Genomic DNA, 12672 nt, shown 5'->3' with positions numbered 1-12672 from the left:
GACTGACGACGTATCACTGACAGACTACGTATCAATGACGGACTACGGACGGAGATTCCCATGGCGCGCACTGGCGTCCAGTACGAGGATGTACAACGAGCCATCGAGTCACTGATGGCACGGGGCGAGGCCCCGAGCGTGCAGAAGATTCGTGAAGTGCTGGGGACCGGCAGCTTCACCACCATCAGCGATCACCTGCGTGACTGGCGCCAGCGGCGCGCCGAGAAGCGTGATGAGCCGCTGAGCCAGGCCATGCCTGACAGTCTCACCGAGACCCTGGCCACGGTCTGGAAGGAGGCGCAGTCACTGGCCAATGAAAGCCTGGTGCACTATCGCCAGGAAGCGGACAAGCAGACCGTCGAGGCGCGTGAGGCCGAAGCGCAGGCACAGCGCCGCGCGGAAGATGCCGAACAGCGTCTCAGTGCCCTGTCCGAGCAATTGGCCCAGGTGCAGGCGCGCCTTGAAGAGCGTGTGCAGGCCCTGGCGACGTTGACCAATGAGCAGGAACATTGGCAGCAGCTGCAGGACAAGATCGAAAAGCGCCTGACCCTGGCCCAGGAAGACATCGCGGCCATGGAGCGCACGCGCGAAGTGGACCACGAGCGCCATCAGCAGGCGATTCAGGCGCAGGAAAGCGAGTGGAAGGAGCGTCTGGCGCAGGAAGAGGCGCGTCATGAAGCCAGTGAAACGCGCCTGATGAAGATGCTGGATGATGCACGCCTCGAGAAGAGCGAGCTCGACAAGCAGCATCGGCGCCGTCAGGAGCAGCTCGAGAAGCGCGTCGAGCGTCTCGATGCCCAGGCGGCCGAGCAACGCAAGCAGCTGCAGGAAGAAGAACGTCGCCGCTTTGAGGAGACCTCGGCTCGCCAGCAGCGCGAGACGGAGCTCAAGGACATGCGCGCGCAACTGGAGCACTCCTCGGCGGAATACTCACGCCTGGAGGCCCAGCTCGGCCAGCTGACACACGAGAACAAGCTGCTCAAGGAACGCCTGGCCTTTGCGCCCTTGCCGCCCTTCGTATGCTGAAAGCCTTGTCGGGTGATCGCCACGCACTTGCGGCGTGATCACCGTGGCTGACATGACGCAATGCACACGAAAACGCCGCCCATCAGGGCGGCGTTTTTTGTCAGTGCTGTCGAGTTCTCATTCTCGTGATGTCAATCTCATGATAGCAAGCTCGTGATATCAGAGCCGTCAGTGTCGTGATGGCGACGCCATCGGGTGACTATCAGGTTGTCAAAAGTGTGGCGAACACCTCACAGCAGCTCTTCCGCGACCAGTGCCAGACGTGAGCGCTCGACGCACTTGAGTGTCACGTGACTGGCATGCGGCCACGAGCTGAAGCGCTGCACTGCCACCGCAAGGCCGCAGGTGTTGGCGGTCAGATAGGGAGTGTCTATCTGGCCCACATTGCCCAGCAGTACCACCTTGGTGTTGGCGCCCGCCCGTGTCAGCAGGCCCTTGAGCTGCTTAGGCGTCAGGTTCTGGGCTTCATCGATGATCAGGAAGGTGTCGCTCAGCGTGCGGCCACGCATGAAGGACGGCGAGCGGATCTGGACGCGATTGCCGATCCAGGCGCGCGTGGCCTCCTCGTTCCAGGCGCTGGTGCCTTCTCCCTCCTTGCGCAGCAGGTTGTCCATGTTGTCGTGGAAGGCCCCCATCCACGGCGACATCTTCTCTTCTTCGGTGCCGGGCAAAAAGCCGATCTCTTCGCCCATCGCGATCGGCGCGCGGGTGAAGATGATGCGCTCGAAACGCTTCTTCTCCAGTGTCTGCTCGAACGCGGCAGCCAGTGTCATGTAGGTCTTGCCGGTGCCTGCACTGCCCGCGATTGACACCATGTCGACGCTGTCGTCCATCAGCAGGTTGAGGGCGAAGTTCTGGCGACTGTCATGGGCATTCACCCCCCATGCGCTGCGCTCGTTGCGATAGTTCTGCAGCACTTCCAGGCGTGCATAGTCATGCTCCAGCTCGCGCACGATGGCTTCGAAACTGGCGCCATCATCCCCATCACAATCCGCGATCAGCATGCCCGGGTACCAGTCCTTGGGCATCTGGCCTGACAGCTCATAGAAGGTGCGATGGTGCTCGCGCGTGACGGTGACATCGACCTGCATGTCGTCCCAGACGCCCTGGCCGTCGTGGCCGGCCTCATGAAAGAGCTTGACGCCCTCGATCATGGCGTCGCTGTCGGTGAAGGCGCGATCCGTCAGATAGTCTTCCACCGCCATGCCCAGGGCGGCGGCCTTGATGCGGAGATTGATGTCCTTGGTCACCAGGATGACCGAGGCGTCCTGACAGCGTGCAGACAGGCTGCGAGTCTCGGCGAGAATACGATTGTCGGCGCAGGCGTCGCTCTGATCGACATGGCCGGAGAGGAAGTGAAGGTTGCCCGCGCCATTCATGGAAGGCGGGAGCGGAATTCCACGCAGGATTTCCTGAGGTGTGACATCCGCGGTGAGATCGGACAGCGTACGGCTGATCTGGCGGGCGGTATGGGCAATCTCCTTGTTGCCATTCTTGTGCTTGTCCAGCTCCTCCAGCACCGTCATCGGAATGACGACATCATGCTCGTCAAACTGGAACAGGGCTGAGGGGTCGTGAATCAGCACGTTGGTATCGAGGACGTACAGACGACGGGACTGCTTCTCGACTCTTACCATTGGCGACATGCCTTCCGTTGGAGTGTGCCCCTTGAAGCTAGCATGCTGAATATGTCGATCGTGTTGCAAAAACGCGTTCAGATTTCACGCTAGCCTTGCAGACAGGTCACGCAAGGCAGGCGCATACTGTTGCTCCCTCATGAAATGCCCTTTTGCCTGGTGCCTGACAGCATCATGCTGAGCAGCGCCAACCTGTAGCAGAGAGAGCCAGCCGCGCCGCAGGCAAAGTCAGCGCCTCAGGCATAAGTCAGCGCCGCAGGCATGAAAAAGCCGCCCACCGAGCATCTCGGGGGCGGCTTTTGTTTATCCCCTCACGGCATCGGCCGTGAGGGTTGGTTCTCTCAAACGCTACCTTGTCGCGCGGATAGCGCGTCGGCGTCAGGCAACGGCGGGTTGCTGACGGCGTCGACGTACCTGCAGGAAGCCGATCAGCCACAGCAATGCCAGTGCCGGTAGCATGGCGATTTCCTTCGGAGGACGCTCAGCCGTCTGCTGGATGCCATCGATGGTGTAGTCGAAATCGATGCCGGCCTGCTGTGCCACGCTGCCGTACTCGATCATGCTGACCAGCACCTGCTCGTCGCTGATATCCAGCGTCAGGCCGACATCGGTCAGACGGGCTTCGCCACTCTCGGCGTCAGAAACCGGCAGCAACACGGTCTTGGAGACCTCGTCGCCATCCAGGTTGATGCCCGAGACGTGAATCGGCAGCTTACTGTCCACCGGCGCTTCGGCGATCAGCGTCTCGATCTGCTGCGGCGCGGCCATGGTGGTGGGCGGATAGATCATGTCCCACCAGTAGCCCGGACGGAACAGCGTGAAGGTGATCAGCAGCAGACCGATGGTCTCGTACCAGCGCGTACGCGTCAGCCAGTAGCCTTGCGTCGCCGCCGCGAAGACCAGCATCGCCGCGACGGCCGAGGCCACCGTGATCGCCAGGTGCCAGTAGCTGTCGATGTTCATCAGCAACAGGTTGGTATTGAAGATGAACATGAACGGCAGGATCGCGGTGCGGATATCGTAGGTGAAGCCCTGGATACCGGTCTTGATCGGGTCTGCCTTGGCGATCGCGGCCGCCGCGAAGGCGGCTAGCCCCACCGGTGGTGTGTCATCGGCCAATATCCCGAAGTAGAACACGAACAGGTGCACGGCGATCAGCGGCACGATCAAGCCGTTTTCCGCGCCCAGATTGACGATGACAGGTGCCATCAGCGTCGAGACGACGATGTAGTTGGCGGTCGTCGGCAGGCCCATGCCCAGAATCAGGCTGATCACGGCGGTGAAGATCAGGATCAGCATCAGGTTGCCGGCCGAGATGAACTCGACGAAGGCGGTCATCTTGAGGCCCAGCCCGGTCAGGGTCACGGTGCCCACGACGATACCTGCCGCCGCGGTGGCCACGCCGATGCCGATCATGTTCTTGGCACCGATCACCAGGCCATGGAAGAGGTCTTCGCCACCGCGTTGTGCGGCGCCGCCGACATTGCCTTCCTTGCGGAAGATGGCCACCAGCGGACGCTGGGTCACGGTGATGAAGATCATGAACAGCACGGCCCAGAAGGCCGACAGCCCCGGTGACATGCGTTCGACGGTCAGGCACCACACCAGTACCACGACCGGCAACAGGAAGTAGAGACCGACCTTGACGGTCGGGCCGACCGGCGGCAGTTCATCGATGTCGCCTTCCCCAAGTTCCGGGAAGCGTGCTGAATAGGCGATCAGTGCCACATAGGAGGCCAGCAGCAGCGGCAGCACGATCCAGACCGCGCCATCCCCCGCCAGGGTCTTGATCCAGCCGATGCCGTAGTAGACGACCAGCGTGAGTATTCCCATGCCGATGAAGACGGTCAGGAAGGTCAGCAAGGTCGCGATCATGCTGGTCTTCTGGGTGCGCTTGAGGCCTTCCATGCCGGCCTTGCACGCTTCCAGGTGCACGATGTAGATCAGGGCGATGTAGGAGATCAATGCCGGCAGCAAGGCATGCTTGATGACGTCAAGGTAAGGAATGCCGACATATTCGACCATCAGGAAGGCCGCGGCGCCCATGATCGGCGGCGTCAGCTGGCCATTGGTGGACGCGGCCACTTCCACGGCGCCCGCCTTGGTGGCCGGGAAGCCGACCTTCTTCATCAGCGGGATGGTGAAGGTGCCGGTGGTGACGACGTTGGCGATGGAGGAGCCGGAGATGATGCCGGACAGGCCAGAGGCGACGACGGCGGCCTTGGCCGGTCCGCCCCGCATGTGGCCGAGCATGGAGAAGGCCATGCGGATGAAGTAGTTGCCGGCGCCAGCACGTTCCAGCAAGGCACCGAACAGCACGAACAGGAACACGAAGTCGGTGGAAACGCCGAGCGCGACCCCGAACACCCCTTCCGTGGTCAGCCACTGGTGGCCGAGCAGCTTGTTGAGGCTGGCCCCGGCATGCGCGATGACATCGGGCATGTAGGCGCCGAACAGGCTATAGAGCAGAAAGACGCTGGCGACGACCGCAAGGGGCGGCCCGAGTGCACGACGCGTGGCTTCCAGCAGCAGGACCAGGCCGATTCCCGAGAACACCAGGTCCACGGTGGTATAGGCGCCCGCGCGACGTGCCAGTTCATCACTGAAGATCAGCACATAGGCGACACCCGCCACGGCGAAGATCGCCAGGGCCCAGTCATAGAGGGGAATGCGATTGGCGGGAGCACCCTTGTAGGCCGGGTACGCCACGAAGGCCAGCGAGATGGCAAAACAGAGATGCACGGCGCGCGCGGTGTCGGAATTTAGCAGTGACAGCGGCGAGGCGTGGTAAAGCTGAAACAACGACCATGCCAGTGGAATCAGCCACATGAAGTGGCGGCCCACGAAGCCCACGGGATGACGGCCGCCGGTTTCCGACTCCAGCATCTCGAGGACTTCAGCATCATGATGCGTCTCGGCGTCTGGCGCCTGAGACGTTGCTGCAGTTTGGGTTTTGGTCATTTTTTGTGATCCGGTACGCGAGTCAGGCGATGGCTGACAGGTCACCTTCTTGCTCGACCAGAAGGCCCTGCTCAACCACATGCTTATCAAGCTGGTTACGTCTTCAGTATGTCCGGCCTGACAGATGTTTCCATTGATTCACCCGATCAGGGCGTAAATTTCCTGAACGATTTCCTGAGCGGGCAGCGAGCTAGGCTCGTGACGAGCGTGAGACCTTGCCTGGTCACGCTTGTCCATGCTGCGGCTACCGTCACGCCACTTGCCACTCGCAGGCAAGTCCTGGCGGCGCGCTGACGGCGGGTGTCTCTGCTGCGCTTTCCCTGCTTGGCCTTTTCCTGCCTGGCCCTTTCCTGCTCGACCTGAGTGGCCGCCCGGGAATGCAGACTTTCCACAAGCACGGAGACCGCAACGAGTGCGGTCTCCGGGAATTCCCTGTGCTCCCTGCGCTCGGGTCCCTGAGCGCAGGATGAGCGTTCATGCACGGCGCCTCGCAGGCGAGGCGCGCAGGGCATATCACTCGCTCAGCAGGCCAGCTTCCTTGTAGTACTGCTTGGCGCCATCGTGCAGCGGCGCCGTCAGGGAAGCATTGACCATCTCTTCCTTCTTCAGGACCTGGAACGCCGGGTGCAGGCGCTGGAACTGATCGAAGTTGTCGAACACGGCCTTGACCACTTCGTAGGCGACGCGGTCTTCGACTTCGGCACTGGAGACGATGGTTGCGCGGACACCGAAGGTGGTCACGTCGTCATCGTTGCCGCGGTACATGCCACCCGGGATGGTCGCGACGGAGAAGTAAGGCTTCTCTTCGACCAGCTTGGTGACGGCGTCGCCGGTGACATTGACGATGTTCGCGTCACAGGTGGTGGTCGCTTCCTTGATGGAACCGGACGGGTGACCCACGACGTAGACGTAACCGTCGATCTTGTTGTCACACAGTGCGGAAGACATCTCGGAGGCCTTGAGCTCGGAGGCCACGGAATACACGCTGGTGTCCTTGTCCTGAGAGGACAGCAGAGTGTCGATGGTCGAGCGCTGACCGGAACCCGGGTTGCCGATGTTCATGCGCTTGCCTTCCAGCTGGTCGAACTCGGTCACGCCGCTGTCCTTGCGGGCGACGACGGTGAACGGTTCCGGGTGCAGGGAGAACAGTGAACGCAGGTCCTTGTTCGGGCCGAAGTCTTCGAAATCGCCCTTGCCTTCATAGGCATTGTAATGCGCGTCAGACTGGGCAACGCCCATGTCCAGCTCGCCGGTACGGATGCTGTTCAGGTTGTAGCCGGAACCGCCCGTGGACTCGACGCTGCAGCGAATGCCGTGTTCGGCCTTGCCACGGTTGACCAAGCGGCAGATTGCACCACCAGCCGGATAGTAAACGCCTGTTACACCGCCGGTGCCGATGGTTACGAAGGTCTGCTCGGCGGCGCTGGCGCCTCCGGAGATCCCCATCAGGCCAAGACCTGCGGTCGCGACCGCCGCTGTCAGCGACTTCTTGATCATGGTCATGTTGAAACTCCCTTTGCTGGCTTGTTATTGGTCTTGCCGTCATGCACCTCGATACCGGCCAGGCCCTTGCTTGTATCGCGCGTGTAACAGGCCGATTCTCAGGCTTATCCACTGCCACATGGCTGATATTTCAGTAATTTGAGGTGCATAACGCTGCACTGAGACTAGCATAGCTGAAGTGCGCGAGTACCAGCTTGTCATGCTTTATGCTACGAAAGGTGTAGGTGTTGGCAGTGAACTGCGCAGACAACGACTTGTATCTCGCCACACGAGGATGGCCACTCCCTCATTGCGTGCAACTTTCAGCGCGGATTCAGATAGTCGCTGCTGCTGACTGTGTAACCTGCACCGTTACTCAGTAACCATGACTCCCCTTTCGCAGTTAATTTGCGCCTGGGAGCACGCAGAAGACGCATGCAAAAACGCCCCACGGCAAGGCCGTGGGGCGTTCTGTTTTCGACGTTCAGTCTTTTCGGCGTTCAGTCTTTCCGAGGCTCAGTCATTTAGACGAGCCGTCTTTGCGACTGGCTTGTCAGGTGCGCGTGACACTGCGCATGGTGACGAACTCTTCCGCTGCCGTCGGGTGAATGCCCACGGTCAGGTCGAAGTCGGCCTTGGTTAGGCCGGCACGCACGGCGATACCGATGCCCTGCATGATCTCACCGGCTTCATCACCGACCATGTGCACGCCGACGACCTTGTCGCTGGCATCATCGACGATCAGCTTCATCAGGCTGCGCTCATCGCTGCCGGACAGGGTGTGCTTGAGCGGACGGAAGTCAGCGGTGTAGACGCGGATGCTGTCGAACTTCTCGCGCGCCGCTTCCTCGCTGAGGCCGACGGTACCGATGTTCGGATGACAGAACACCGCTGTCGCGATGCTGTCGTAGTCCAGACCACCCACGACGCCATCGCCGAAGTGCGCACGCACCAGGTGCATGGCTTCTTCAAGTGCCACCGGTGTCAATTCCGGACCGCCGATGATGTCGCCCAGCGCGAGGATGGACGGGGTGGTGGTCTCGAAGCGCTCGTTGACGCGTACGGTGCCATCGACATTCAGCGCCACATCGACATTCTCGAGCCCCAGGCCTTCGATGTTCGGCTTGCGACCGGTGGCGGCGAGGATGCAATCCACTTCCAGCACCTGGCCATCGCTCAGGCGCACGCTGTAGACATCGCCCTGCTTGTCGATGGACTCGACCGTGGTGTTGAAGTGCAGGTTGACGCCCTTCTTGGCCATCTCGTCACGCGTGAACTCGCGCACTTCGTTGTCGAAGCCGCGCAGGAACAGGTCACCGCGATAGCTCAGGTGCGTCTCGGCACCCAGACCATTGAAGATACTGGCGAACTCGACGGCGATATAGCCGCCACCGATGACGAAGAAGCGCTTCGGGAAGCTTTCCAGATCGAAGATGCGGTTGGAATCCAGCGCATGTTCACGACCCGGGAAGTCCGGCAGGAACGGCCAGCCACCGGTGGCGACCAGGATCTTGGCCGCGGTGTGACGCTCGCCATTGACGACGACGGTGTTGGCATCGGCGATGCTGGCACGGCCTTCGATCAGCGTGGCGCCGGAATTGTTTAGCAGATTGCGATAGATGCCGTTCAGACGAGAGATCTCGGCGGTCTTGCGATCGCGCAGGGTCGCCCAGTCAAAGCGCGGGGCGTCGCCCAGATCCCAACCGAAGCCGGCGCTGTCCTTGAAGGAATCATGGTAGTGGGCAGCGTAGGAGTAGAGCTTCTTGGGCACGCAACCGACATTGACACAGGTACCGCCGAGGTAGCGGTCTTCTGCCACGGCAACGCGGGCGCCGGTCGCGGCGGCGGTCCGGGCAGCGCGAACGCCGCCGGAGCCGGCACCAATGACGAACAGGTCGAAGTCAAACTGGCCTGTCGCAGGCTGATGGGTCTGATCGGTCACGGGAATCTCCTTGATGAATTGGCCACATGGTATCAGGACTCGCGCGGCCTCGGGAGTCCCGTGTCGCTGGGCACGGTTACCCGCGTATCGGCCTTCAGGTTGACCCTGTGGCCTCTGACACGGTAAATATGTCCAACAAGCATGTTAGACAAAAGTTACAACGTGCTGGCACAGGGGCTAGCACCGTCATTGGCGAAGCGCTCCGCGGGCGCGTAACATTGTTGCTCGTAACCTTAGCGCTCTGACGTCTTGCCTGACGCTGCCGTGAATGCCTGCCTCATGGGTCTGAGTCAAGAGGCTCTGCGCCCGAGAGGCACCACGGCCAACGCCCCTGTGCGACAACCGTCCCCTGCCCCCGTCATTTGAAAAAGTGGTCTCCCTGCCATGAGCAATATCGAAAAGCTGCTTGAGCAAAACAAGGTCTGGGCTGAATCCATGACCGAGCGCGACCCTGAGTTCTTCAAGCGCCTCTCGGACCAGCAGAATCCTGACTTTCTGTGGATCGGCTGCTCGGATTCCCGCGTACCGGCCAACCAGATCATCGATCTGCCGCCCGGCGAAGTCTTCGTTCATCGCAATGTCGCCAACCTGATCCACTACAACGACATGAACGCGTTGTCGGTGATCCAGTACGCCGTCGATGTCCTGAAGGTCGAGCACATCATGATCGTCGGCCATTACGGTTGTGGTGGCGTGCGTGCCTCGATCACCGGCGGTGACAATGGCATGGTCGACTACTGGCTGCACACCCTGCGTGAGCTCTACAACCTGCACTATGACGAGCTCAAGGACCTGCCGCTGGATGAGCAGGTTGATCGCATGTGCGAACTCAATGTCCGCTCTCAGGTGCAGAACCTGGCCAGAACCAAGATCCTGCAGCGTGCCTGGGAGCGCGGTCAGAAGCTGGAAGTGCACGGCTGGGTCTACGGCCTGTCCGATGGTCGAGTGAACAACCTCGATTGCACCATCAGCAACCTGTCACAGGTGCCGCAGCTGTATCGTGTGGACCGCATCGAGCCTTTACCGCAGCAGGACTGATCAGGCCGACCTGATCCAGCTGCCGGTGCTGCAGGATGCCGGTAGCAACATCAGTGCCCTCCAACGCGCCTCCCACCTGGGAGGCGCGTCGCGTTTCAGGCCTCCCTCTTATCAAGACCGACTCTCCAGCGCCTTTCTCCCTCTGTCAGTGCTTTCCTGCATCGACTGCCTTGGCGTCCATTGAATGGAATCAGGCCTGGCAGCCACCGGCGCTGGAAAGTCTTTCACGTGTTTTCAGCGCAGCGTTCGGGAATTTTACAGTGCAGTATCGATCTTTCAGGCCTTCGTGGAGGGCCTCTGAGGCGCAACTTTGGTCGCAGAACGCCATGCGCACCAATCAGGTGCAGAGACTGCACGCAGTGGAGAATCACCGCCTATCCTGTCGGCTTTTCTACCGCTGATGGTGTCTGTTTATCGCCAGGTGGCGTGAAGCCGGATTGGCGCTATTCAGCGTACGCAATGTCTCTCAACCAGGCGCCGTCGGCTGACGGAACTGATACACACCACGGCCATGCAGCGCCCGGGAATTCCCCAGACCTCGATCATCAATTTTGATTCAAATAGTTGATTCTATTGGAATTGAATTGTAGTCATGGCTTGCAATGTGAACGAGGCAGGTCAGTATCACGGCGGCTTGCCCAGCATATGACAGGACTGAATCGTACCGCATTGCCTCGACAGGAAACGCCCTCAGCTCACGGCTTTGTTGATGTGAGAGATGGCGTTGTCGTGTGACATTCGGCGTGTCGCCTGGCCCACCCCGCGCCCTGCACCAGCCTGGATGACGTTGCGTGGTCAGGAAAAGGCTATTCACCACCTGCATCCGGCTACTCAACATTTCGATTGTCCCGCGACCAAGTGACTCTCTACTGTTAGAACGCATCCTGCGTGTCTGCCTCGACAGCCGCGCAGGATCGCCACAACAACAATCAAACTACACAAGCAAAGGGATGCTCATGACCCGTCAGAATGCCCTCCAGTCTTTCTTGCCCAAGAAGACCCTGTGTGCGCTGATCGGCAGCGCGACATTGGCCATGGCGGCTCCGGCAATGGCCGAAGACGTCACCCTGCGCATGGCCTACGACGCTGACCCCGTGACCCTCGATATCCACGAACAGCTCTCCGGCGGCACCCTGCAGCTGTCGCACATGGTCTACGACCCGCTGATTCGCTGGAACAAGGACCTCGGCTTCGATGGCCGCCTGGCCAAGAGCTGGGAGCGTGTCGATGACAACACCATGCGCTTCCATCTGCGCGAAGGCGTCAAGTTCCACTCCGGCAATGACTTCTCCGCCAAGGATGTGGTCTGGACCATCGAGCGCCTCAAGAAGAGTGCCGACTTCAAGGCCATCTTCGCACCCTTCACCGACGTCAAGGCCGTCGATGACTACACCGTGGACCTGGTGACCGACAAGCCGTTCCCGCTGGTGCTGAATGCCGCCACCTACATCTTCCCGATGGACAGCGCGTTCTATTCCGGTGAGACCGAAGACGGCAAGGCCAAGGATGAGATCGCCAAGGCGGCCAACACCTTCGCCTCACGCAACGAGTCCGGCACGGGCCCCTACAAGGTCGCGGACCGTCAGCAGGGCGTGAAGATCAGTTTCGAGCGCTTCGAGGATTACTGGGATACCGAGTCGCCGGGTAACGTCGATGACATCGTGCTGACGCCGATCAAGGAAAACGCCACGCGTGTCGCGGCGCTGCTGTCGGGTGACATGGACTTCATCGCGCCGGTACCGCCGACCGATCTGGAACGCATTCGCAAGCAGGACGGCGTGCACCTGGTCGAGATGGGCGGCACCCGCATCATCACCTTCCAGATGAACCAGGAGCGTGTCGAAGCCTTCAAGGACAAGCGCGTCCGTCAGGCCGTCAACTACGCCATCAACCAGGAAGGCATCGCCCAGAAGCTGATGAAAGGCTTCGCGACCCCCGCCGCCCAGATGTCACCGGATGGCTATCAGGGCCACAACCCCGAGCTGACCCCGCGCTATGACGTGGCCAAGGCCAAGGAGCTGATGAAGGAAGCCGGATACGAGGATGGCTTCGAGATCAGCATGATGGCGCCCAACAACCGCTATGTGAACGACGCCAAGATCGCCCAGGCCGTGGCCTCGATGCTGGCCAGGATCAACATCACGGTCGACCTGAAGACCCTGCCCAAGGCCCAGTACTGGCCGGAATATGATGCGCGTGCTGCCGACATGATGATGATTGGTTGGCACTCGGACACCGAAGACAGTGCCAACTTCTTCGAATTCCTGACCTTCTGCCCGGATGCCGACAGCGGTGTCGGTCAGTACAACTCCGGCAACTACTGCAATCCGGACGTCGACAAGATGGTCACCGAGGCCAACCTGGAAACCGACACCGAGAAGCGCGCCAAGATGCTGCAGGCCGCCGAGAAAGCCGTCTACGACGATGCCGGTTTCGTGCCGCTGCACTGGCAGAACCTGGCCTGGGGCGCGCGTGATGGCGTCAACATCGAGCCGGTGCTGAACGTAATGAACTTCCCGTATCTGGGGGATCTGGTCATCGACCAGGAGTGATCCCGCCGCGTGAGTGAGAGACAGGCACTGAACC

At 60.8% G+C, this 12672-nt stretch carries 7 protein-coding genes; 3 read left to right on the top strand and 4 right to left on the bottom strand.

The window, feature by feature from the left end; all coding sequences use genetic code 11:
* Positions 1-60: 60 nt before the first annotated feature.
* A complete protein-coding gene (locus H2O77_RS08990) occupies positions 61-1026 on the top strand; it encodes a DNA-binding protein (protein WP_215824419.1) in 966 nt (321 codons plus the stop codon).
* Positions 1027-1256: 230 nt separating this feature from the next.
* Here H2O77_RS08990 and H2O77_RS08985 read toward each other — a convergent pair whose 3' ends face one another.
* The 4 genes from H2O77_RS08985 to gorA all read right to left on the bottom strand — a co-directional run bounded on the left by H2O77_RS08985 (position 1257) and on the right by gorA (position 9048).
* Positions 1257-2663 carry a PhoH family protein gene (locus H2O77_RS08985; RefSeq protein WP_043334244.1) on the bottom strand — a complete coding sequence of 469 codons (1407 nt, stop codon included), beginning with the start codon at positions 2661-2663 and terminating at the stop codon, positions 1257-1259.
* 378 nt (positions 2664-3041) lie between these two features.
* Positions 3042-5624, bottom strand: a complete 2583-nt coding sequence (locus H2O77_RS08980) for a TRAP transporter permease (RefSeq protein ID WP_153635767.1) — start codon at positions 5622-5624, stop codon at positions 3042-3044.
* A gap of 513 nt (positions 5625-6137) precedes the next feature.
* Complete coding sequence (locus tag H2O77_RS08975; protein ID WP_054556669.1) at positions 6138-7127, bottom strand: TAXI family TRAP transporter solute-binding subunit; 990 nt, start codon at positions 7125-7127, stop codon at positions 6138-6140.
* A gap of 532 nt (positions 7128-7659) precedes the next feature.
* Positions 7660-9048: a glutathione-disulfide reductase gene (gene gorA, locus H2O77_RS08970; protein WP_043334248.1), complete on the bottom strand. Its 1389-nt coding sequence runs from the start codon at positions 9046-9048 to the stop codon at positions 7660-7662.
* 384 nt (positions 9049-9432) lie between these two features.
* On the opposite strand from gorA, the gene can reads away from it, so the two are divergent.
* Positions 9433-10086 (top strand): carbonate dehydratase, encoded by a 654-nt coding sequence (gene can, locus H2O77_RS08965; RefSeq protein ID WP_043334249.1) that lies wholly within the window; start codon positions 9433-9435, stop codon positions 10084-10086.
* Positions 10087-11042: 956 nt separating this feature from the next.
* Positions 11043-12638, top strand: coding sequence for an ABC transporter substrate-binding protein (locus H2O77_RS08960; protein ID WP_107334799.1), 1596 nt, complete (start codon positions 11043-11045; stop codon positions 12636-12638).
* Positions 12639-12672: the final 34 nt, after the last annotated feature.

It is taken from the genome of Cobetia sp. 4B, assembly GCF_018831605.1.
GTDB lineage: Bacteria > Pseudomonadota > Gammaproteobacteria > Pseudomonadales > Halomonadaceae > Cobetia > Cobetia amphilecti.
Note: the sequence above shows the minus strand (reverse complement) of the source record. Positions and strands in the feature narration are given on the sequence as shown.

What these genes read in the sequence shown, in the direction of transcription:
- can (WP_043334249.1), top strand. Translation starts at nt 9,433, where the DNA reads ATGAGCAATATCGAAAAGCTGCTTGAGCAAAACAAGGTCTGGGCTGAA.
- H2O77_RS08975 (WP_054556669.1), bottom strand. Translation starts at nt 7,127, where the DNA reads ATGACCATGATCAAGAAGTCGCTGACAGCGGCGGTCGCGACCGCAGGT.
- H2O77_RS08985 (WP_043334244.1), bottom strand. Translation starts at nt 2,663, where the DNA reads ATGGTAAGAGTCGAGAAGCAGTCCCGTCGTCTGTACGTCCTCGATACC.
- H2O77_RS08990 (WP_215824419.1), top strand. Translation starts at nt 61, where the DNA reads ATGGCGCGCACTGGCGTCCAGTACGAGGATGTACAACGAGCCATCGAG.
- H2O77_RS08980 (WP_153635767.1), bottom strand. Translation starts at nt 5,624, where the DNA reads ATGACCAAAACCCAAACTGCAGCAACGTCTCAGGCGCCAGACGCCGAG.
- H2O77_RS08960 (WP_107334799.1), top strand. Translation starts at nt 11,043, where the DNA reads ATGACCCGTCAGAATGCCCTCCAGTCTTTCTTGCCCAAGAAGACCCTG.